General features: G+C 68.0%; 20 protein-coding genes. 15 read left to right on the top strand and 5 right to left on the bottom strand.

Annotated elements, in window-relative coordinates:
• Nucleotides 1-22 precede the first annotated feature (22 nt).
• From dcuC to GZH52_RS16025, 8 genes are all read left to right on the top strand, one after another.
• Nucleotides 23-1,375 carry an anaerobic C4-dicarboxylate transporter DcuC gene (gene dcuC / locus GZH52_RS16060; protein WP_163317949.1) on the top strand — a complete coding sequence of 451 codons (1,353 nt, stop codon included), beginning with the start codon at nucleotides 23-25 and terminating at the stop codon, nucleotides 1,373-1,375.
• 49 nt (nucleotides 1,376-1,424) lie between these two features.
• The gene (hemE, locus tag GZH52_RS16055) at nucleotides 1,425-2,489 is read left to right on the top strand and encodes a uroporphyrinogen decarboxylase (RefSeq protein WP_163317948.1); all 1,065 of its coding nucleotides are present in this window, start codon (nucleotides 1,425-1,427) and stop codon (nucleotides 2,487-2,489) included.
• A gap of 292 nt (nucleotides 2,490-2,781) precedes the next feature.
• Nucleotides 2,782-4,953, top strand: coding sequence for a primosomal protein N' (locus GZH52_RS16050; protein WP_163317947.1), 2,172 nt, complete (start codon nucleotides 2,782-2,784; stop codon nucleotides 4,951-4,953).
• A 2-nt stretch (nucleotides 4,954-4,955) separates the two neighbouring features.
• Nucleotides 4,956-6,314, top strand: a complete 1,359-nt coding sequence (gene dacB, locus GZH52_RS16045; RefSeq protein ID WP_163317946.1) for a D-alanyl-D-alanine carboxypeptidase/D-alanyl-D-alanine endopeptidase — start codon at nucleotides 4,956-4,958, stop codon at nucleotides 6,312-6,314.
• A gap of 36 nt (nucleotides 6,315-6,350) precedes the next feature.
• The gene (grxC, locus tag GZH52_RS16040) at nucleotides 6,351-6,608 is read left to right on the top strand and encodes a glutaredoxin 3 (protein ID WP_163317945.1); all 258 of its coding nucleotides are present in this window, start codon (nucleotides 6,351-6,353) and stop codon (nucleotides 6,606-6,608) included.
• Between the two features lie 83 nt (nucleotides 6,609-6,691).
• Entirely contained in the window at nucleotides 6,692-7,144 is a 453-nt protein-coding gene (secB, locus tag GZH52_RS16035; RefSeq protein WP_136555135.1) for a protein-export chaperone SecB, read from the top strand.
• Nucleotides 7,145-7,148: 4 nt separating this feature from the next.
• Complete coding sequence (locus GZH52_RS16030; protein ID WP_163317944.1) at nucleotides 7,149-7,589, top strand: SH3 domain-containing protein; 441 nt, start codon at nucleotides 7,149-7,151, stop codon at nucleotides 7,587-7,589.
• A 14-nt stretch (nucleotides 7,590-7,603) separates the two neighbouring features.
• Nucleotides 7,604-8,596 (top strand): NAD(P)H-dependent glycerol-3-phosphate dehydrogenase, encoded by a 993-nt coding sequence (locus tag GZH52_RS16025; RefSeq protein WP_163317957.1) that lies wholly within the window; start codon nucleotides 7,604-7,606, stop codon nucleotides 8,594-8,596.
• A 62-nt stretch (nucleotides 8,597-8,658) separates the two neighbouring features.
• Here GZH52_RS16025 and GZH52_RS16020 read toward each other — a convergent pair whose 3' ends face one another.
• From GZH52_RS16020 to aroQ, 5 genes are all read right to left on the bottom strand, one after another.
• A complete protein-coding gene (locus GZH52_RS16020; protein ID WP_163317956.1) occupies nucleotides 8,659-9,771 on the bottom strand; it encodes a DUF3426 domain-containing protein in 1,113 nt (370 codons plus the stop codon).
• 3 nt (nucleotides 9,772-9,774) lie between these two features.
• A complete protein-coding gene (prmA, locus tag GZH52_RS16015; RefSeq protein ID WP_163317943.1) occupies nucleotides 9,775-10,665 on the bottom strand; it encodes a 50S ribosomal protein L11 methyltransferase in 891 nt (296 codons plus the stop codon).
• Between the two features lie 3 nt (nucleotides 10,666-10,668).
• Nucleotides 10,669-12,021 (bottom strand): acetyl-CoA carboxylase biotin carboxylase subunit, encoded by a 1,353-nt coding sequence (accC, locus tag GZH52_RS16010; RefSeq protein ID WP_163317942.1) that lies wholly within the window; start codon nucleotides 12,019-12,021, stop codon nucleotides 10,669-10,671.
• A gap of 140 nt (nucleotides 12,022-12,161) precedes the next feature.
• Nucleotides 12,162-12,629, bottom strand: a complete 468-nt coding sequence (accB, locus tag GZH52_RS16005; protein ID WP_163317941.1) for an acetyl-CoA carboxylase biotin carboxyl carrier protein — start codon at nucleotides 12,627-12,629, stop codon at nucleotides 12,162-12,164.
• Nucleotides 12,630-12,665: 36 nt separating this feature from the next.
• Nucleotides 12,666-13,136, bottom strand: a complete 471-nt coding sequence (gene aroQ / locus GZH52_RS16000) for a type II 3-dehydroquinate dehydratase (RefSeq protein WP_163317955.1) — start codon at nucleotides 13,134-13,136, stop codon at nucleotides 12,666-12,668.
• A gap of 211 nt (nucleotides 13,137-13,347) precedes the next feature.
• On the opposite strand from aroQ, the gene queA reads away from it, so the two are divergent.
• The 7 genes from queA to GZH52_RS15965 all read left to right on the top strand — a co-directional run bounded on the left by queA (nucleotide 13,348) and on the right by GZH52_RS15965 (nucleotide 19,586).
• Nucleotides 13,348-14,385 carry a tRNA preQ1(34) S-adenosylmethionine ribosyltransferase-isomerase QueA gene (queA, locus tag GZH52_RS15995; RefSeq protein WP_163317940.1) on the top strand — a complete coding sequence of 346 codons (1,038 nt, stop codon included), beginning with the start codon at nucleotides 13,348-13,350 and terminating at the stop codon, nucleotides 14,383-14,385.
• Nucleotides 14,373-14,744, top strand: a complete 372-nt coding sequence (locus GZH52_RS15990; RefSeq protein WP_163317939.1) for a gamma-butyrobetaine hydroxylase family protein — start codon at nucleotides 14,373-14,375, stop codon at nucleotides 14,742-14,744. The genes queA and GZH52_RS15990 overlap by 13 nt, the downstream gene beginning before the upstream one ends.
• Nucleotides 14,745-14,746: 2 nt before the next feature.
• On the top strand, nucleotides 14,747-15,481 hold the full coding sequence (gene ubiE / locus GZH52_RS15985) for a bifunctional demethylmenaquinone methyltransferase/2-methoxy-6-polyprenyl-1,4-benzoquinol methylase UbiE (RefSeq protein WP_163317938.1): 735 nt from the start codon (nucleotides 14,747-14,749) through the stop codon (nucleotides 15,479-15,481).
• Nucleotides 15,481-15,825, top strand: a complete 345-nt coding sequence (locus tag GZH52_RS15980) for a DMT family transporter (RefSeq protein WP_239058156.1) — start codon at nucleotides 15,481-15,483, stop codon at nucleotides 15,823-15,825. The genes ubiE and GZH52_RS15980 overlap by 1 nt, the downstream gene beginning before the upstream one ends.
• A 14-nt stretch (nucleotides 15,826-15,839) precedes the next feature.
• The gene (locus GZH52_RS15975; RefSeq protein WP_163317937.1) at nucleotides 15,840-16,439 is read left to right on the top strand and encodes a ubiquinone biosynthesis accessory factor UbiJ; all 600 of its coding nucleotides are present in this window, start codon (nucleotides 15,840-15,842) and stop codon (nucleotides 16,437-16,439) included.
• Nucleotides 16,430-17,956, top strand: coding sequence for a ubiquinone biosynthesis regulatory protein kinase UbiB (gene ubiB / locus GZH52_RS15970; protein WP_163317936.1), 1,527 nt, complete (start codon nucleotides 16,430-16,432; stop codon nucleotides 17,954-17,956). The genes GZH52_RS15975 and ubiB overlap by 10 nt, the downstream gene beginning before the upstream one ends.
• 265 nt (nucleotides 17,957-18,221) lie before the next feature.
• Entirely contained in the window at nucleotides 18,222-19,586 is a 1,365-nt protein-coding gene (locus GZH52_RS15965) for an esterase-like activity of phytase family protein (protein WP_163317935.1), read from the top strand.
• The last annotated feature ends 570 nt before the right edge of the window (nucleotides 19,587-20,156 follow it).

The raw sequence follows: 20,156 nt of genomic DNA, 5'->3' as shown, positions 1-20,156 counted from the left end.
ATTGTTCAGTTTGGAGAAGGGTATGGCGGGCTTGCTGATCGGGCTGGTGGTGACGCTCTTGGTCGGGCGTTACGTGTTCAAGGGCTACCCGGCGACCGGCGTGCTGATGACGGGTGGGCTCGTCTTGCTGGTCGCCAGCGTGCTGCTTGGCCACCCGCTGCTGCCGCCTGACAAGGCCGGCGAGAGCGGCTTTACCGACATCGTCGTGTTCGTCGCCGACCTGCTCTCCAGCCGCGCGGCCGAGCTTGGCCTGATGGTGATGGTGCTGGTCGGCTTTGCGCACTACATGACGCACACCGGCGCCAACGCCATGGTGGTGCGGCTCGCCGCGCGCCCGCTCTCGAAGATCCGCTCGCCCTACGTGCTGGTCGTCGCCGGCTATTTCGCCGCCTGCCTGATGTCGCTGGCGGTGTCGTCGGCGACCGGGCTTGGCGTGCTCCTGATGGCGACGCTGTTTCCGCTGATGGTCAATATGGGGGTCAGCCGCGGCGCGGCGACCGCGGTGTGCGCGTCGGCGGTCGCCGTGATCCTGTCGCCGACCTCGGGCGACGTGGTGGTCGCCGCCGAGGCGGCGGGCATGCCGCTGATCGACTTCGCCTTCCGCATCACCCTGCCGATTTCTATCGCCGCCATCGTCGCGATGGGCGCCACCCATTTCTTCTGGCAACGCTACCTCGACCGCCACGAGCACAGCGAGGGACATGCGCTCGAGGTCGGTGACGAGATCGAGGGGCGGGTGCCGCACTTCTACGCACTACTGCCGTTCACGCCGATCATCGGCGTGCTGCTGTTTGACGGCCGCGTGCTGCCCAAGCTCGGCGTGGTGGCCATCCTGCTCGTCTGCATCTTGCTCACCGCGCTGGTCGAGTTCGCCCGCCTGCGCGACGCGCGCGCGGTGTTCTCCGGCGTCGAGGTGGTGTACCAGGGCATGGGCGAGGCATTTACCAGCGTGGTGATGCTGATCGTCGCCGCCGGCGTGTTCGCGCAGGGCCTCACCAGCGTCGGCTTCATCAGCGAGTTGCTGGGCTTCGTGCAGGGCGCGGGCAGCGGCGCTGGCGTGCTGCTGTTGGCGCTGGTCGCCATCACCACGCTGGCGGCGGTCACCACCGGTTCGGGCAACGCCGCCTTCTACGCCTTTGTCGAGCTGATTCCCAAGCTCGCCGCGCACGCCGGGGTCAACCCGGCCTTCCTGGTGATCCCGATGCTGCAGGCGTCCAACCTCGGGCGGACGGTGTCGCCGGTCGCCGGCGTGATCGTCGCGTGTTCGGGGATGGCCAGGCTCTCGCCGTTCGAACTGGTCAAGCGTACCTCGCTGCCGTGCGCGGTGGGGCTCTTGGTCGTCGTCGCCGGCACCTGGCTGATGGTGCCGGCCTGAGCGCCGGCTCGGGTATAATGGCGTCCGACGCAAACGACATACTGACGCCATGACGCCCCTGAAGAACGATACCTTCCTGCGCGCGCTGCTCAAGCAGCCCGTCGACTACACCCCGGTCTGGATGATGCGCCAGGCCGGCCGCTACCTGCCGGAGTACCGCGCGACGCGCGCGCGCGCCGGCAACTTCATGGGCCTGTGCACCAGCCCGGCGTACGCCACCGAGGTGACCCTGCAGCCCTTGGAGCGCTACCCGCTGGACGCGGCGATCCTGTTCTCCGACATCCTGACCGTGCCCGACGCGATGGGGCTCGGCCTTTATTTCGCCGAGGGCGAGGGCCCCAAGTTCGAGCGCCCGCTGCGCGACGAGGCGGCGATCCGCGCCTTGGCGGTGCCGCATGTGGAGGACAAGCTCAAGTATGTGTTCGACGCGGTGGCCAGCATCCGCCAGGCGCTGGACGGGCGCGTGCCGCTGATCGGCTTCTCCGGCAGCCCGTTCACGCTGGCGTGCTACATGATCGAAGGCGGCGGCTCGAGCGATTTCCGCCACGTGAAGGCGATGATGTACGGCCGCCCCGAACTGTTGCACCACATCCTCGAGACCAACGCGCGCACGGTGACCGACTACCTGAACGCGCAGATCGAGGCCGGCGCGCAGGCGGTGCAGATCTTCGACACCTGGGGCGGCGTGCTGACCCCGGGTGCCTACCGCGAATTCTCGCTCGCCTACATGCAGAAGATCGTCGCCGGCCTCAAGCGCGAGCACGAAGGCCGCCGCGTGCCGGTCATCCTGTTCACCAAGGGCGGCGGGCAGTGGCTGGAGGCGATGGCCGAGACCGGCGCCGACGCGCTGGGGCTGGACTGGACCACCGACATCGGCGACGCCCGCCGCCGTGTCGGCGACAAGGTCGCGCTGCAGGGCAACCTCGACCCCAACGTGCTGTTCGGCAGCCCGGAAGGGATAGAGCGCGAGGCCGGCCGCGTGCTGGAAGCCTACGGCACCGGCAGTGGCCACGTGTTCAACCTCGGCCACGGCATCTCGCAGTTTGTCGACCCGGCGCACGCAGGTGTCTTGATCGACGCCGTGCACCGGCTGTCGAGGCCGCTGCACGCGTGAAAACGCGGGGATTGACAGGTGCAGCGCCTGTTGATCCATCAAGTTATTCACATGCGGGTCGGCTGATCGGTCGTCTGTCAAGCCTCTCCCGCGTGTTTTTGTGATGTTGCCGCAAAGCCTTGATTTAAAAGGGTTTGCGGCTTTGTTTATTTTTTGTGCAATCCAGTGGAACGGCCGTGCCGCCTGTCTTGCGCCGCCGTGCGCAGGGCTTGTTCACAAATTTATCCACAGCTTTTGTGCATAGCTGGCGTAAAGCCAGTGGCCACGCGGATTTGCGGCGGATCGCCACCCGATGAACGACACCGATTGCGTTGAAGTGCTGCTCGACGTCCCGCTGCAGGGGACCTTCTCCTACCGCCCGGCGACGCCGCTGCCGGTGGGGATACGGGTGCGCGTGAACTTCGGCGGACGCGAATTGTGTGGCGTTGTTGCAAATGGCATGAGCCGGCCCGCTCCCGGCGTCAAGCTCAAGCCGGTGAGCGAAGCCTACGCCGCGCTGCCGCCGCTGCCCGAGTCGCTGCTGAGGATGGCCGCGTTCGCTGCGCGCTACTACCACCACCCGGCAGGCGCTGCGCTGTTCACCGCCTTGCCGACCCTGCTGCGCCAGCCGCGCGACGTGGCGCCGCCTGACCGGCGGCCGTGGCGGCTGACCGAAGCCGGCAGGCTCGCGCCGCCGCCGCCCCGCCAGCGTGCGCGCCTCGCGCTGTGGCAGGCGCTTGAGCGCGCGGCGCAGGACGACGACGCACTGCGCGCGGTTTCTCCGCAGGCGCTGCGCGTGCTGGCCGAGTGGGCAGGGCAGGGGCTCGCCGAGCGCTTCGATCCGCCGCGCGAAGTGTCGGCGGCGGGCGATCTGCCCGCGCTGACCGGCGAGCAGGCAACCGCCGTCGACTCGGTCGCCGCAAGCCTGGGCCGCTACCAGGCCTGGCTGTTGCAGGGGGTGACCGGCAGCGGCAAGACCGAGGTCTACCTGCGCCTGATCGCCCGCGTGCTCGCCGAGGGACGCCAGGCGCTGGTGGTCGTCCCCGAGATCAGCCTGACTCCGCAGTTGATCGAGCGCTTCGCGCGGCGTTTTGCCGGCGCGCGCATCGCCTGCCTGCACAGCCACCTCGCCGACGGCGAACGCCTGGAGGCGTGGGTCGACGCGTGGCAGGGCCGCGCCGACATCGTGATCGGCACCCGGCTGTCGGTGTTCACCCCGCTGCCCAGGCTCGCGCTGATCGTCGTCGACGAGGAGCACGACGCGTCGCTCAAGCAGCACGACGGCCTGCGCTACCACGCGCGCGACCTGGCGGTGTGGCGCGCGCACGACGCGGAGGTACCGGTACTGTTGGGCAGCGCGACGCCCAGCCTCGAATCGGTCGCCAACGCCGACGCCGGCCGTTACCGGCGCCTTATGCTGACCCGTCGTGCGCACGCTGCCGCGCGCCTGCCGGCGGTCAGGCTGATCGACACCCGCCGTGCCGAGCTTACCGACGGGCTGTCCGCGCCGGTGGTCGACGCGCTGGCCGGTGCACTCTCCCGGCGCGAGCTGAGCCTCGTCTACATCAACCGGCGCGGCTACGCGCCGGTGCTCGCCTGCCCGCAGTGCGGCTGGACGTCGGGTTGCCCGCACTGCTCGGCCAAGCAGGTGGTGCACCTGCAGTCGCGCGTGCTGCGCTGCCACCACTGCGGCGACGCCGAACCCCTGCCGCGCGCGTGCCCGGATTGCGGCAACGCCGACATCCGCCCGCTGGGCGAGGGCACGCAAAGGCTGGAGGCGGCGCTGGGCGCCTTGCTGCCGAAGGCGCGCATCCTGCGCATCGACCGCGACACCACCGCGCGCAAGGACGCGTGGGACGCGGTGTACCGCCGGGTGTCGGCCGGCGAGGTCGACATCCTGGTTGGCACGCAGATGCTGGCCAAGGGGCACGACTTCGGCGCCTTGAGCCTGGTCGTCGCGCTCGGTTGCGACGGCGGGCTTTATTCGGCCGATTTTCGCGCCGGCGAGCGCCTGTTCTCCACGCTGATGCAGGTGGCCGGCCGCGCCGGCCGCGCCGGGGTCGCCGGAGAAGTGCTGGTGCAGACGCAGTGGCCGGACCATCCGCTGTATCAGGCGCTCGCGCGGCACGATTTCGACGGCTACGCCGAAACGCTGCTCGCCGAGCGGCGCGAGGCGGGTTTCCCGCCTGCGGCGCACCAGGCGCTGGTGCGTGCCGACGCCCCCGACGGCGCGGCGGCGGCCGCCTTCCTGCAAGGCCTGCTCGCGAGCGTGGCGGACGACCCCGCGGTGCGGGTGTTCGGCCCGGCGCCCGCGCTGATGGCGCGCCTGGCCGGGCGCGAGCGCGCGCAGCTGGTTATCGAGTGCGCAGAGCGCGCCCGCCTGCACGCATGGCTGTCCGCGGCCGAGCCGGTGCTCGCCCGCTTGGGGCGCGAGGCGGGCCGCGCGCTCCGGTGGGCGATCGACGTCGACCCGCTGGAGCTGTAGCGATGCGCACGCTGACCGCATGCCTCATGCTGTGCGTGGCCTGCGCGCGCGCGCTTGCCGCGGGCCTTGAGAACGATATCGCGCTGTGGGTCGGCCGCGCGAAGAGCGGCGAGACGCTGCTCGAACATCGCGCGGACGCGCCGATGAACCCGGCGTCGACCATGAAGCTCGTCACCGCGTTCGCCGCGCTCGACACGCTGGGGCCGGACTATCGCTGGCAGAGTTCGCTGAGATCCGACGCGCCGCTGGCGGGCGGCGTGCTGCAGGGCGACCTGTGGTGGGTGGGGGAGGGCGACCCGGCGTTCGACCTGGCTGCGCTCGACGCGCTGCTGGACGGCTTGCGCCTGCGCGGCATCCGCACGGTGAGCGGCGGGTTGCTGCTCGACCGCGCGGCGTTCGGCCGTGTCGCCTCCGCCGACGGTTTCGAGCGCGACGCCGGCCGCGTGTTCGCCGTCGCGCCGGACACTCACCTGGTCGGCCACAAGGTCGCGTGGCTGCACTTTTACAACGACGGCGCCGGCGCGCGCGCCGCGCTGGAACCCGCTTTGGGCGGGGTGACGCTCACGCAGTCGCTGACCGACGCGGGCGACGTTGGCACGGATTGCGACGACGTGCGCCGCTTTGTCCGGATCTCAAGCGAGGGCGAGGCGCTGTCGGTCAGCGGCGCGCTGCCGCGCGCGTGCGACGGCGCGAGCCGCTTCGTGAACCTGCTGTCGGCGCCTGCATTCGCCGCACAGGCCTTCGCCGCGCGTTGGGCGCGGCTGGGCGGGCAGGGCGCGGTATTCGGCGGCGAGCGCCCAGCTCCCGCCGGTGCGCGCATGCTCGCCGGGCATGCGTCGCCGCCGCTCTCGCAGGTGCTGGTGTCGACCAACTTCCACAGCAACAACACGATGGCGCGCGCGGTGTACCTGACGCTGGGCCGCGTGCTCCCGCAGGGCGCAGGCCTGGTGGCGGACGCCGAGGCGGCACTGCGCGCAAGCCTCGCGCGGCACGGCGTCGATGCGCGCACGCTCGTGCTCGAGAACGGCGCGGGCTTGTCGCGGCGCGAGCGCGTCAGCGCGCGCGCGCTGGGGCAGCTGCTGTCGGCCGCGTGGCGCGCGCCGTTCGCCGCAGAGTTCGTCGCCAGCGTGCCGGCGGCCGGCCGTGACGGCACGCTTGAGAAGCGGCTCGGCGCGTGGGGGCCGCGCCTGCGCCTGAAGACAGGCACCCTGGCTAGCGTCTCTGCGCTGGCCGGTTACTGGCTGGCGCCGGACGGCGAGCCGCTGGCGGTGGTCGCCATCGCCAACGGCGAGGGGGCGTCGGCGGCACGTATCGACGCGGCGGTCGATGCCGCGCTCAGGCGGGTGCACGCCGCGCCTTGACGCTATAATCGCGGTTTTGAGCCAGGACCCAGCGCGATGAAACCCGTCACCATGTACACCACTGCCGTCTGCCCGTTCTGCGTGCGCGCGAAGCAGCTTTTGAAGGCGAAGGGCGTCGAGGCGATCAACGAGATCCGCGTCGACCTCGACCCGGCCGCACGCGACGCGATGATGTCGCTGACCGGCCGGCGTACCGTGCCGCAGATCTTCATCGGCGACACCCATGTCGGCGGCTGCGACGACCTCGAGGCGCTGATGGCCGCCGGCAAGCTCGACGTGCTGCTGGCCGACTGAGGCTGGCGGCAGGCGCGCCTTTTTGCGATGATGGCCGGCAGCCAGTCCGGCCTGATCCACCCAACTTAACTGACGGAATACCCATGAGCGAACAACAGGAAGTACAGCCGGTTTTCTCCATCGAAAAGATCTACGTCAAGGACCTGTCGCTTGAAGTGCCGCACGCGCCCGAGGTCTTCCTCGAGCAGCAGCAGCCCGAGATCGACATGCAGCTGGGCAGCGAGAGCCGCCAGATCGACGAAGGCTTCTTCGAGTGCACGCTGACCGTCACCGTGACCGCCAAGCTGACCGAGAAGACCATGTTCCTGTGCGAAGTCGCGCAGGCGGGCATCTTCCGCATCGCGAACATCCCGGCCGACGACGTCGACCCCATCCTCGGCGTCGCCTGCCCGAACATCCTGTTCCCGTACGCGCGCGAGACGGTGTCGAGCATCATCAACCGCGCCGGCTTCCCGCCGGTGCTGCTCGCGCCGATCAACTTCGAGGCGCTGTACATGCAGCAGCGCGCGCAGATGGCCGAGGCCGGGAACGCGTAAGGGCATGAAACTGCGTCTCGTGACGGCGCTGTTGGCGGCGGCTCTGGCCGGCCACGCCAGCGCGCTGGAATTCCGTTCGGTCAAGGAAACCGGCGTTTCGCTGTACGACGCGCCGTCGCTGACGGCCAAGCGGCTGTTTGTGGTCAGCCGCTACTACCCGGTCGAAGTGCTGTCGCAGCAGAAGGAATGGGCGCGCGTGCGCGACGCCAGCGGCGGTGTCGCGTGGATCCCGGCTGCGGCGCTGTCGGTGCAGCGCATGCTCTTGGTGACCGCGCCGGAAGCCGCCGTGCACCGTGCCGCATCGGCGGGCGCGCCGCTCGCTTACCGGCTGCCGAAAAACGCCGTGGTCGAGCTGACCGGGCAGGTCGAGGGTGGCTGGGCGCCGGTACGCCACCGCGACGGCGCGGCCGGCTTCGTGCGCATCGGCGAAGTCTGGGGGTTGTGATGGATAGCCAACGACTGCGCATCGCGGTACTCGGTGCCGGCGCCTGGGGCACCGCGCTGGCGATCGCCTTCGCGCCGCGCCACCAGGTCAGGCTGTGGGCGCGCGAGGCGGAATTGTCCGCAGCATTGCACGCCGAGCGGGTCAACCGCCAGTTCCTGCCGGATTGTCCGCTGCCGGATGCGCTCGAAGTCAGCGACGACTTCGAGGCGGTGGTCGCCGACGCCGAACTGGTGCTGGTCGCCACGCCCATCGTCGGCCTGCGCCCGAGTCTCGAGCGTCTGGCGCGCTGCCGGGACAACGTATCGGTGCTGTGGGCGTGCAAGGGTTTCGAGGCGGGCAGCGGCCTGTTGCCGCATCAGGTCGCGGCCGAGGCCTGTCCGGGCTTTGCCCGGGTCGGCGCCTTGTCCGGCCCGAGCTTCGCGCGCGAAGTCGCGCTCGGCCTGCCCTCGGCGGTGACCCTCGCCGCGAACGACGCGGCGTTCGCCGCCGATTTCGCGGCCCGCCTGCATAGCCCGCTGTTGCGCATCTACGCGCACGACGACCTGATCGGCGTCGAGGTCGGCGGCGCGGTGAAGAACGTGATGGCGATCGCCACCGGCGTGTGCGACGGGCTGGGGCTGGGCATGAACAGCCGCGCCGCGCTGATCACCCGTGGCCTCGCCGAGATCACCCGCCTAGCGGTGGCGCTGGGCGCGCGCGAGCAGAGCATGCTCGGGCTCGCCGGCATCGGCGACTTGATCCTCACCTGCACCGGCGCGCTCTCGCGCAACCGGCAGGTCGGCCTGAAGCTGGCCGAGGGCAAGCCGCTGCAAACCATCCTCGACGAACTCGGGCACGTCGCCGAAGGCGTGCCGACCGCGCGCGAAGTGCGTACGCTTTCCCGCAAGCTGGGCGTCGAGATGCCGATTACCGAGGCGGTGTGCGCGCTGCTCTACGACGGCGAGGCGGCGGGTGACGTGGTCGGCCGCCTGCTCGAGCGCTCGCCCAAGGTCGAGTTCCCGGGCTGAGCGTCTGCCAGGCAAGACAAAGGCTGCCCGCGGGCAGCCTTTTTTGCGCCGTCAAACACTGCTCAGGGGTACAGCCAGTTGACGCTGTAGCCGATGGAACTCTGTTTCGGGCCCAGCGCGGCGGTGTCCAGCTGCAGCTGGCTGCGCACCTGCGCACCGGCGCCGATGCCGCGTTGAGCGCGCTCGGCCACTGGCAGCCAGTCCTTGGGCGGGAACACCTTGCGCACCAGCACGCGGTCGTCGCTGTCGGTCAGCGTCAGCTCCATCGACGGCCACGCCTGCATATAGCGCGCGTGGTTCTTCAGGATGGCGGTGAACTGCACGAGGCCGGGGTGGTCCGGCACGCGGGCAAGCTCCGACCATTCGGTGCGCAGCAAGGCGCGGTCGCCCGCCAGCGGCACCGTGCAGCCCAGGCTCTGGCACGCGGCCTCGAGCGTCGGGCGCAGTTCGGGCACTTCGGCGGCGATGCGCGTGCGGTTCAGGTAGACCAGCTGGCCGGCGAGCACGAAGAGGCCGAGCATACCGCCCAGCGCGAACAGCACGGCGGGCAGGCTGCTTGGGCGGGCCGGCGCGTGATCCTCCGGCGCGGCGGGCCCGGCTTCCGGCTCCTGAGCGACTTGCGCCTCGGGCGCGGGCGTTTCCGGTGGGGTGTCGCGGCCGCGCTGGCTGCGCAGCACGTCGGGCAGCGCCTCTTCCTCGGCGCTAGCGGCGCTCCCGCCGAACGGGTCGCCGATCAGCGCTGCGGGCTCGGGGGCGCTCTCCAGCGGTTCGATCGGCCGCGCGGCCGGACGCGGCGCACGCAGCGCGTCGGACAGCGCCTGCTGGAAGGCGGCCAGTTCCGGGTCGGGCACGGCTGGCGCTTCCGGGGCGATCTCTGAGACGGGTTCGGGCGCGCTTGCCGCGGCCGGCTCCGGCACGGCTAGAGGCGCGACGGGCGGCTGCGGCGCGGGCGCCTCGAAGTCGGGCAGCTCGAGCTCGAAGTCCTCGATCTCGCCCCTGTCCGCCGGCGCGGCCGGCCGAGCCGCTTGGGCGGGCACGGGCAGCGGCTCGAGCACCTCGCGCGCGTTGAACACATGCGCGCAGCGGCCGCAGCGCACGAAGCCATCGGCGGCGTCCAGTTGCGCGTCGCTGACCTTGAAGCGGGTCTGGCACTGCGGGCACTGTGCGGTCAGCATGGCTTACCCGCGACGACGCCCGCTCAGACGGGTCCAGCCTTCGTCGAACACCGGCTCGTCCATCTCGAACCACTGCGCGTAGATCGCGCTCAGTTCATCCGCCTGCGTCTCGAGGATGCCCGAGAGCACGATGCGGCCGCCCGGTTTCACGTGGCTGGCGAGCATGTCGCCCAGCACGCGCAGCGGGTTGGCGAGGATGTTGGCGACCACGACGTCGAAGGTCTCGGCCGGCGTGGCGTCGGGCAGGCAGAACGCCGCGTCGACGCGGTTCTGCGCTGCGTTGTCGACGCTGGCGCGCACTGCCTGCGGGTCGATGTCGACGCCGACGACATGGCCTGCGCCCAGCTTCTTGGCGGCGATGGCGAGGATGCCCGAGCCGCAGCCGTAGTCGAGCACGCTGACGCCAGGGCTCACGTGCGCGTCCAGCCACTGCAGGCACAGCCGGGTGGTCGGGTGGCTGCCGGTGCCGAAGGCAAGGCCGGGGTCGAGCTCGAGGTTGATCGCGTTCTCGTCCGGTGCCTCGTGCCAGGTCGGCGTGATCCACAGCCTGTCGGAGATGCGGATCGGCTCGAACTGGCTCTGCGTCAGCCGCACCCAGTCCTGCTCCTCGACGCGCTCGACGGTGTAGCGCGGCAGCGCGATCTGGCAGGCGGTCGCGGCGGCGGCGACGATCAGCGCGAGGTCGCAGTCTTCCTCGAACAGCGCGATGATCTTGCTCTGCTGCCACATCTGTTCGACCGGTTCGCCCGGTTCGCCGAAGATCGGCTGTTCGGCGTCGGTGCCGGCCAGCGCGTCCTCGATGGCCGCGGACAGGCAGCCCGCGTCCATCAGTGCGTCGGCAAATGCTTCCGCCACCGACGAATCGGTGGCGATGGTGGCTTGTTGCCAGGCCATGTCTCAGTGTTCCTTCTTCTGGGCCAGCCGCTCTTCCAGGTAGTGGATGCTGGTGCCGCCGCGGATGAACGCGCTGTCGAGCAGCAGTTCCTGGTGCAGCGGGATGTTGGTCTTGATGCCGGAAATCGCCATTTCGGACAGCGCGATGCGCATCCGGGCGAGCGCCTGGTCGCGGGTATCGCCGTACGCGATCACCTTGCCGACCATCGAATCGTAGTTAGGCGGGACAGTGTAACCCTGGTAGATGTGCGAGTCGATGCGGATGCCCGGGCCGCCGGCCGGGTGGTAGCCGTCGATCTTGCCCGGGCTGGGCACGAAGGTGAACGGGTCTTCGGCGTTGATCCGGCATTCGATCGCGTGGCCGGAGAGCTTCACGTCGTCCTGCGTGTAGCGCAGTTTCTCGCCGGCGGCGATGCGGATCTGCTCCTGCACGATGTCGATGCCGGTGATCATCTCGGTCACCGGGTGTTCGACCTGCACGCGGGTATTCATCTCGATGAAGTAGAACTCGCCGTTCTCGTACAGGAACTCGAAGGTGCCCGCGCCGCGGTAGCCGATGCGGCGGCACGCTTCGGCACATGCCTCGCCGATGCGCTGGCGTTCTTCGTCGGTGATGCCCGGTGCCGGCGCCTCCTCGATGATCTTCTGGTGGCGGCGCTGCATCGAGCAGTCGCGCTCGCCCAGGTAGATCGCGTTGCCGTACTCGTCGGCCAGCACCTGGATCTCGATGTGGCGCGGCAACTGCAGGTACTTTTCCATGTATACGGTCGGGTTGCCGAAGGCGGCGCCCGCTTCGGTGCGCGTCATGTCGACCGCGTTCAGCAGCGCGGCCTCGGTGTGCACCACGCGCATGCCGCGGCCACCGCCACCGCCGGCGGCCTTGATGATCACCGGGTAGCCGATGCGTTGGGCGGTGCGGATGATCTCTTCGCCGTCTTCCGGCAGCGCGCCGTCGGAACCGGGCACGCACGGCACGCCGGCCGCGATCATCGCGTTCTTGGCGGCGACCTTGTCGCCCATCTGGCGGATGGTGTCCGGGCGCGGGCCGATGAACACGAAGCCGGATTCCTCGACGCGCTCGGCGAAGTCGGCGTTCTCGGACAGGAAACCATAGCCCGGGTGGATCGCCTGCGCGTCGGTCACTTCGGCAGCGGCGATGATCGCCGGCACGTGCAGGTAGCTCTTGGCCGACGGGGCGGGGCCGATGCACACCGATTCGTCGGCGAGTTTCACGTACTTGGCTTCGCGGTCGGCTTCCGAGTGGACGACCACGGTCTTGATGCCCATTTCACGGCAGGCACGCTGGATGCGCAGGGCGATTTCCCCGCGGTTGGCGATCAGGATCTTCTCAAACATCTGTCGGTTCTCCGCGGCGGGGCGTACCCCGCCGCCTAAGCTTTAGCCTTGCCCCCCAGGCGTGTGCCTGAACGGCAAGGAGCAAGAGGCCGACCGCCGGGCGATCCGCGTCTTGCTCCTCCTTGTGCTGGCGCTGCGCCTTACTCGATGACGAACAGCGGCTCGCCGTATTCGACCGGCTGGCCGTCTTCGACCAGGATCGCCTTGATCACGCCGGCACGGTCCGCCTCGATCTCGTTCATCAGCTTCATCGCCTCGATGATGCACAGGGTGTCGCCGACCGAGACGTTCTGGCCGACTTCGGCGAACGCCTTGGCGCCCGGGCTCGACGAGCGGTAGAAGGTGCCGACCATCGGCGACTTGACGGCGTTCTTGTCGTTGGCGGGCGCCGGCGCGGCTTCGGCCGGCGCGGCAGCCGGTGCCGCTGCGGCGGGGGCGGCAGCCATCGGCGCGCCCATCGGCAGCTGGTAGTGGACCGGCTGGCTGAATGCGGCCTGCGCCGAGACGCGGGTAATGCGGACTTTTTCTTCGCCTTCGGTGACTTCGAGCTCGGCGATGCCGGACTCTTCAACGAGGTCGATCAGTTTTTTGAGTTTTCTGAGGTCCATTACTGATCCTGTGATGTACTTGACGGGAGTCGGGTTTCAGCGCCGGGCAGCGAGCCGGGTGAGGGCATGCGCCAGCGCGAGTTCGTAGCCTTGCGCGCCCAGTCCGCAGATCACGCCGACGGCGAGGTCCGAGAAGTAGGAGTGCTGGCGGAAGGGTTCGCGCGCGTGCACGTTGGAGAGGTGCACTTCGATAAACGGCACCTTCACCGCGGAGATGGCGTCGCGCAGCGCGACGCTGGTGTGCGTGAAGGCGGCCGGGTTGATCAGGATGAAAGCGGTGCTGTCGGTCAGGCACTCGTGCACGCGCTCGACCAGTACATGCTCGGCGTTGCTCTGCAGCGTGGAGAGCTCGCAGCCGGCGGCGCGCGCCTGCGTTTCTAGGCGGCGGTTGATGTCGGCGAGGGTGTCGCGGCCGTAATGGTCGGGTTCGCGTACGCCCAGGAGATTCAGGTTCGGGCCGTGCAGCACCAGGATGCGGGGTGCCGCGCCTGCCGGTTCATCTTTCATCATGCCGGCAAGTTTGCCGCAATTGCCGGCAAGAAGTCCAGCATATGCCGGCATTTCAAACGAACGTCACAATCAGTCGATCGCCTTGAATAGAGCATCCACACTAGCTGCGACGGGGCTTTGCGCCGTGCCGCACCATGCATGCCGGGTGCGTGCCGAGCCGCGGGTGGCGGGGTATAATCGGCATCATTTTTTGCGGACCCATCGCGCCATGCAACTCTCCGACTTCGATTACCACCTGCCGGAGCACCTGATCGCCCAGCATCCGCCCGAGCGGCGTGGCGGCAGCCGCCTGTTGCACGTCGACGGCCTGCACCTCGAAGACCGCCTGTTTTCCGACCTGCCGGCCTTTTTGCAGGCGGGTGACGTGCTGGTGTTCAACGACACCCGCGTGATCAAGGCGCGCCTCTATGGCGAGAAGGACAGCGGCGGCAAGGTCGAGGCGCTGATCGAGCGCGTGGAGAACGAACACGAGGCGCTCGCGCATGTGCGCGCGTCCAAGTCGCCCAAGCCGGGCACCCGCATCCTGTTCGCCGGGCGCTGGCAGGCCGAGATGGTCGAGCGGGTGGGCGAGCTGTTCCGCCTGCGCTTTCTCGACGACGAGAACCTGTTCGACATCCTTGAAGCATCCGGCAAGCTGCCGCTGCCGCCGTATATCGCGCGCGACACCGATGGCGAGGACGACGAGCGCTACCAGACGGTGTACGCACGGGAGCGGGGCGCGGTCGCCGCGCCGACCGCCGGCCTGCATTTCACCGAAGACATGCTGACGATGCTTGAGGCCGCCGGCGTCAGGCTCGCCTACGTCACGCTGCACGTGGGCGCCGGCACCTTCCAGCCGGTGCGCGTCGACAATATCGCCGAGCACAAGATGCACAGCGAGCGCTACGAGATCAGCCAGGCGACGGTTGACGTGATCGACGCCGCGCACGCGGCCGGCCGCCGCGTGGTCGCCGTCGGCACCACCAGCATGCGCGCGCTCGAATCGGCCGCGCGCGGCGGCGTGCTCGCCGCCGGCCGCGGCGAGACCGACATCTTCATCACGCCGGGTTTCCGCTTCAACGTGGTCGACCGCCTGCTGACCAACTTCCACCTGCCCAAGTCGACGCTGTTGATGCTGGTGTCGGCGTTCGCCGGCTACGACGAGATGCGCGCGGCGTACGCGCACGCGGTCGCCGCCGAATACCGCTTCTTCAGCTATGGCGACGCCATGCTGCTCGAGCGCAAGGAGGCGGCATGTCAGGGCTGACCCCGGACACTCCGCTCCCGCTGGAGATCCGCCTGCTGACCGCGTCGCGCAAGCTGGAGATTGCCTTCGACAACGGCGCGAGCTTCAGCCTGCCCGCCGAGTACCTGAGGGTGTACTCGCCGTCGGCCGAGGTGCGCGGCCACGGCGCCGGGCAGGAAGTGCTGCAGGTCGGCAAGCATCAGGTGGGCATCACCGCGCTCGAGCCGGTCGGCCACTACGCGCTGAAGATCGTGTTCGACGACGGGCACGACAGCGGGCTCTACAGCTGGGACTACCTGTACCGGCTGGGTGCCGATCACGACAGGAACTGGCAGGATTATCTGGACAGGCTGGCGCGTGCCGGCGCAAGCAGGGAGTAAACATGGACAAAACGACCCACTTCGGCTTCAAGAGCGTCGCCGAGAGCGAAAAGGCGGGCAAGGTCGCCGAGGTGTTCCACTCGGTCGCACAGAAATACGACGTGATGAACGACCTGATGTCGGGTGGCCTGCACCGCATCTGGAAGCACTTCACGCTGAACACCGCCGGCGTGCGCCGCGGCGACAAGGTGCTCGACATCGCCGGGGGCACCGGCGATTTGGCGCGCGGCTGGGCCAAGCGGGTCGGCAAGGAGGGCGAGGTGTGGCTGACCGACATCAACTCGTCGATGCTGACCGTCGGCCGCGACCGCCTGCTCGACGAGGGGCTGATGCTGCCGGTGTCGCTGGCCGACGCCGAGAAGCTGCCGTTCCCGGACAACTACTTCAACCTGGTGTCGGTCGCCTTCGGCCTGCGCAACATGACGCACAAGGACGCCGCGCTCGCCGAGATGTACCGCGTGCTCAAACCCGGCGGCAAGCTCTTGGTGCTCGAGTTCTCCAAGGTGTGGAAGCCGCTGTCGCCGGTGTACGATTTTTACTCGTTCAAGGCGCTGCCGGTGATGGGCAAGCTGGTCGCAAACGACGCGGACAGCTACCAGTACCTCGCCGAGTCGATCCGCATGCACCCGGACCAGGAAACCCTCAAGCAGATGATGCTGGACGCGGGTTTCGGCAAGGTCGACTACCACAACCTGTCCGCCGGCGTCGTCGCGCTGCACAAGGGCTTCAAGTTCTGATGGGCGCGCTTGCCAAGGTGCCGACCTGGCTGATGCTCGCGCTGGCGATCCTCGCCGAAGTGAGCGCAACCAGCTCGATGAAGCTGACCGACGGCTTCACGCGGCCGCTGCCGACCGTGCTGGTGCTGTGTGGCTACGCGCTGTCGCTCAGCCTGCTCGCGCAGGTGGTGCAGCGGGTCGACGTCGGCGTCGTCTACGCGATCTGGTGCGGGGTCGGCATGGCCGCCGTCGCGCTGGTCGGCGTCGTGGTATACGGCGAGGCGGTGACGCTCGCCAAGGTCGGCGGCATCGTGCTGATCGTCGCCGGCACCCTGATGTTGAGCCTGGCCATGCGTGGCCACTAGCCGGAGAAAACGCGATGCTGACGCTGGCCGTGTTCAACCACCTGCTCGGGCAACAGCCCGAGCTGCGCGCCGAGCTCGCCCGCTGGCACGGCCGCCGCGTCGCCGTCGTGCTCGCACCGTTCAGCGTAGAAGGCGTGATCACCGACGAGGGCTACCTCGCGCGCTGCCCGGGTGCGCCCGAGGCGACGGTGCGCCTGGGCCACGGCCTGGTGCTCGCCTCGCTTGCCGGCGGCACGCCCGACATGCGGGAAGTGAAGACCAGCGGCGACGCCGCCCTTGCCGGCGCGGTGCTCGCGGTGCTCACCCGCCTGTCGTGGGACGCCGAGGAAGACGCGTCGCGCGTGCTGGGCGACGCCGCCGCGCACCGTCTGGGCCGGCTGGTGCGCCGCGCCTTCGGCCTGAAGGGCGAGATCGGCGGACGCCTGCTGGAGGGCTGGGTCGAGCACATCCGCGACGAGGCGCCGCTCTTGGCGCACCGGCGCGACGTCGAGCGCTTTGTCGCTGACGTCGACGCCCTGCGCGACGACAGCGAGCGCCTCGCCAAGCGGCTCGCGCGGCTGGAAGCCGCCGCCGGGCCTTCATCCACTGCCAAGCAAGGGGCCTCATGCGCCTGAAGCGTTTTACCCGCATCGTCTCCACCTTCTACCGTTACGGTCTCGATGAATTCTTCGCCGGCCACTCGCGGCTAGGCTTCGTGCACAGTCTGCTGCGCTATCTGCCCGTCCCGCGCGACCTGACGCTGTCGCGCCCCGAGCGGGTGCGCCTCGCGCTGGAGAGCCTGGGGCCGATCTTCGTCAAGTTCGGCCAGCTCTTGTCCACCCGCCGCGACTTGTTGCCGCACGACTACGCCGAGGCGCTCGCCCACCTGCAGGACCGCGTTGCGCCGTTCGACGGCGAACTGGCGCGGCGGGTGATCGAACAGAGCCTGGGCCGCCGCGTCGACGATATCTACGTCGACTTCGAGACGCAGCCGGTGGCCAGCGCGTCGGTCGCGCAGGTGCACCGTGCGTGGCTGCGCGAGGCGGACGGCAGCCGCGGCCGCGAGGTTGCGGTCAAAGTGCTGCGCCCGGGCATCGCGCCGGTGATCGAACAGGACCTCGCGTTGATGAAGATGCTGGCAGGCTGGGTCGAGCGGCTATTCGCCGACGGCAAGCGCCTGAAGCCGCGCGAGGTGGTCGCCGAGTTCGACCGCCACCTGCATGACGAGCTGGACATGATGCACGAGGCGGGCAACGCCTCGCAGCTCAGACGCAACTTCGAAGGCTCCGACATGCTGGTGGTGCCCGAGGTGTTCTACGAGGCGACCAGCACCGACGTGCTGACGCTCGAATGGATGCGCGGCGTGCCGGTCGGCCGCATCGACGAGCTGCGCGCGGCGGGTGTCGATTTGAAGCAGTTGTCGCGCTTCGGCGTCGAGATCTTCTTCACCCAGGTGTTCCGACACGGCTTCTTCCACGCCGACATGCACCCGGGCAACATCTTCGTCGCGCCGGACGGCCGCTACATCGCGCTCGACTTCGGCATCGTCGGCAGCCTGACCGAGAAGGACAAGCACTACCTGGCGATCAACTTCCTCGCCTTCTTCAACCGCGACTACCACCGCGTCGCCACCGCGCATATCGAGTCGGGCTGGGTGCCGGCCGACACCCGCCCCGAAGAGCTGGAAGCGGCGGTACGCACCGTGTGCGAACCCTTCTTCGACAAGCCCTTAAGCCAGATCTCGTTCGGCATGGTGCTGCTGCGCCTGTTTGAAACCAGCCGCCGCTTCAACGTCGAGATCCAGCCGCAGCTGGTGCTGCTGCAAAAGACGCTGCTCAATATCGAGGGCCTGGGCCGCCAGCTCGACCCCGACCTCAACCTGTGGGACACCGCCAAGCCCTTCCTCACCAAGTGGATGAACGAGCAGATCGGCTGGCGCGGCTTGCTGCGCACCCTGAAGGACGAGGCGCCGCAATGGGCGACCACGCTGCCGACCCTGCCGCGCAAGCTGAACGAAGCGCTGTCCGGCAAATCGTCCGAGCTGATGGTGGCGGGCTACATGCAGCTGATGCGCGAACAGAAGCGGCAGAACTTCCTGCTCATGCTGATCGCGCTGCTATTGGGCGCGTTGCTCTTGAAGGACGTGCTGTAAATCCGGTTAGGGTGGGTTAGGCCGCAGGCCGTAACCCACCGGTCAGATGGCAGCAGGGCGGTGGGGTACGACAGTGTTGCCGCCCGCCCCTTCCCAGTCCCTCTGTCAGAGCCTGTTCAGGTCTACGCGAAATGGTGGAACTGCCAGCTTCCTTCTCCCCCCTGATGTGCTCACAGTTGCAGATTGTTCATGCCTATTAAATAAACCTGCAATCTAATCAGAGCACGCTGTCGGTCACGAGCATTTCACACTGCAATGGACCGACATGAAGAAGACAACCATCAGCCTGGCCTTGCTGGCCTCATTCAATGCCAGTAGCGCGCTGGCCGACCAGGCTTACCCGGCCACACTGGCAGGCCATGCCGTTTTGCCCGCCAAGACCTTTTTGGCTGCGCCAAAAGATGCTCCGGATAGCCTGAAAATATCGGGGAAGTATACGAATCCGGACGGTAAGCGCATGGATCGCCCGGAAAGTCTGGCGGGCAACTCCTTTCTCTCCGACAAGAACGTCCCGCGCCCGACCGGGATCGCGTTGCCCTTCAAAGGGCAGCCGGTGCAGGGGTTCTCCGGCATCAAGAGCAACGGCGACGGCAGCTTCTGGGTGTTGCAGGACAATGGTTACGGCGCCAAAAACAACAGCGCCGACGCCATGCTGATGTTCCACCGCGTCAAACCCGATTGGAACAAGGGCGGCGTCAAGTTGCAGAGCACCCATTTCCTGCATGATCCGGAGCGCAAGGTCCCGTTTCCTATCGTCAATGAAGGTACCAAGCAGCGCTACCTGACAGGTGCCGACTTCGACATCGAGTCGATCCAGCCGATTGGAGATGCTTTCTGGTTCGGCGACGAACTTGGCCCCTATCTGATCAAGGCCGACCGTCAAGGTAAGGTGCTGGCGGTGTTCGAAACCCGACTGGATGGCAAGACACTGAAGTCCCCGGATCATTACGCCGTCACCACGCCGGCCACCCCAGGCAATTTCGCGACGCCGGTTCGTCGTTCACGCGGCTACGAAGGCATGGCCGTGTCCAAGGACGGGCAGTTCCTCTACCCGCTGCTCGAAGGCCCGCTGTGGAATGCCGACGACAAGAAGTGGGAACAGAAGGACGGCCGCGACTATCTGCGCATCCTCGAATTCAGCGTCGCCCGGGGCGAATGGACCGGCCGTTCATGGAAGTACCCGTTGGAGCAGAACGGCAACAACATCGGTGACTTCAATATGATCGATGGCGCAACCGGTCTGATTATCGAGCGCGACAACGGGGAGGGCCTGGCCGAACGCGCTTGCAACGGACTGGTGCGCCCGGATTGCCAGAACGTGCCGGCCAAATTCAAGCGCGTTTACAAGATCAGCCTGCAGGATGCCGACAGCGAAGGCTTCGTCAGGAAGGTCGGCTACATCGACCTGATGAATATCGCCGACTCGAAGCAGCTTGCGCTGCGCGGTGGCAAGGGCGGGAAATTCACCTTTCCCTTTGTCACCATCGAGGATGTGGATGTTGTTGATGGCGAGCACATCGTCGTCGCTAACGACAATAACTTGCCATACTCGGCAGCCCGTCAGCCCAATCTGCAAGACGACAACGAGTTTATCCTGCTGCACGTGCCCGAATTGCTCAAGGCACGCTAGCCAGGCTTGATCTCGCACGCCTATCCCCGCAGTAGGGTGGGTTAGGTGCAGGCCGTAACCCATCAATCCGATGGTGGCGTGGCGGTGGGTTACGGCGTGTTGCCGCCTAATCCACCCTACGTGCTATGCGCCGAATTGCCACCTATATGGGGAGCCGCCCCAAGCCCCGTAGCCGCAAGCCGTGGCGAAGCCGGTCGCCACGGGGTTTCGCCGCGGCTTCGGGTCGCGTTTTCTTTCGGCCATTTCTTTTGGCGAGACAAAAGAAATGGTCCCGTCCGCCGCGCGGAAGCGGCAAGAAAAATATCCGCGCAGCGGATTCGTCCAAAGGCCAGCCGGTATCGGCTGGCCTTTTTGCGCCAGCATCCGGTCGACTTTGTTTCAACGGGAAGGCCTGTTTTCGAGTCCGCTGCGCGGACGTGTTTGGGTGCCGCTTCCGCGCGGCCAACGGGCAAGGGGCTAATGTGATGGTCAGCCTGAACTCCAACAGCCCAGCAGGCTACGCTTGCTGGGCTGTTTCCAATTCGGCGCGGAGGATCATCATGGCAAACATCGCACTTTTCGGTCTGGATA

The sequence above is a fragment of the Crenobacter caeni genome (assembly GCF_010435965.1).
Taxonomy (GTDB): Bacteria; Pseudomonadota; Gammaproteobacteria; order Burkholderiales; family Chromobacteriaceae; genus Craterilacuibacter; species Craterilacuibacter caeni.
Note: the sequence above shows the minus strand (reverse complement) of the source record. Positions and strands in the feature narration are given on the sequence as shown.

What these genes read in the sequence shown, in the direction of transcription:
- dcuC (WP_163317949.1), top strand. Translation starts at nt 23, where the DNA reads ATGGCGGGCTTGCTGATCGGGCTGGTGGTGACGCTCTTGGTCGGGCGT.
- hemE (WP_163317948.1), top strand. Translation starts at nt 1,425, where the DNA reads ATGACGCCCCTGAAGAACGATACCTTCCTGCGCGCGCTGCTCAAGCAG.
- GZH52_RS16050 (WP_163317947.1), top strand. Translation starts at nt 2,782, where the DNA reads ATGAACGACACCGATTGCGTTGAAGTGCTGCTCGACGTCCCGCTGCAG.
- dacB (WP_163317946.1), top strand. Translation starts at nt 4,956, where the DNA reads ATGCGCACGCTGACCGCATGCCTCATGCTGTGCGTGGCCTGCGCGCGC.
- grxC (WP_163317945.1), top strand. Translation starts at nt 6,351, where the DNA reads ATGAAACCCGTCACCATGTACACCACTGCCGTCTGCCCGTTCTGCGTG.
- secB (WP_136555135.1), top strand. Translation starts at nt 6,692, where the DNA reads ATGAGCGAACAACAGGAAGTACAGCCGGTTTTCTCCATCGAAAAGATC.
- GZH52_RS16030 (WP_163317944.1), top strand. Translation starts at nt 7,149, where the DNA reads ATGAAACTGCGTCTCGTGACGGCGCTGTTGGCGGCGGCTCTGGCCGGC.
- GZH52_RS16020 (WP_163317956.1), bottom strand. Translation starts at nt 9,771, where the DNA reads ATGCTGACCGCACAGTGCCCGCAGTGCCAGACCCGCTTCAAGGTCAGC.
- prmA (WP_163317943.1), bottom strand. Translation starts at nt 10,665, where the DNA reads ATGGCCTGGCAACAAGCCACCATCGCCACCGATTCGTCGGTGGCGGAA.
- accC (WP_163317942.1), bottom strand. Translation starts at nt 12,021, where the DNA reads ATGTTTGAGAAGATCCTGATCGCCAACCGCGGGGAAATCGCCCTGCGC.
- accB (WP_163317941.1), bottom strand. Translation starts at nt 12,629, where the DNA reads ATGGACCTCAGAAAACTCAAAAAACTGATCGACCTCGTTGAAGAGTCC.
- aroQ (WP_163317955.1), bottom strand. Translation starts at nt 13,136, where the DNA reads ATGAAAGATGAACCGGCAGGCGCGGCACCCCGCATCCTGGTGCTGCAC.
- queA (WP_163317940.1), top strand. Translation starts at nt 13,348, where the DNA reads ATGCAACTCTCCGACTTCGATTACCACCTGCCGGAGCACCTGATCGCC.
- GZH52_RS15990 (WP_163317939.1), top strand. Translation starts at nt 14,373, where the DNA reads ATGTCAGGGCTGACCCCGGACACTCCGCTCCCGCTGGAGATCCGCCTG.
- ubiE (WP_163317938.1), top strand. Translation starts at nt 14,747, where the DNA reads ATGGACAAAACGACCCACTTCGGCTTCAAGAGCGTCGCCGAGAGCGAA.
- GZH52_RS15980 (WP_239058156.1), top strand. Translation starts at nt 15,481, where the DNA reads ATGGGCGCGCTTGCCAAGGTGCCGACCTGGCTGATGCTCGCGCTGGCG.
- GZH52_RS15975 (WP_163317937.1), top strand. Translation starts at nt 15,840, where the DNA reads ATGCTGACGCTGGCCGTGTTCAACCACCTGCTCGGGCAACAGCCCGAG.
- ubiB (WP_163317936.1), top strand. Translation starts at nt 16,430, where the DNA reads ATGCGCCTGAAGCGTTTTACCCGCATCGTCTCCACCTTCTACCGTTAC.
- GZH52_RS15965 (WP_163317935.1), top strand. Translation starts at nt 18,222, where the DNA reads ATGAAGAAGACAACCATCAGCCTGGCCTTGCTGGCCTCATTCAATGCC.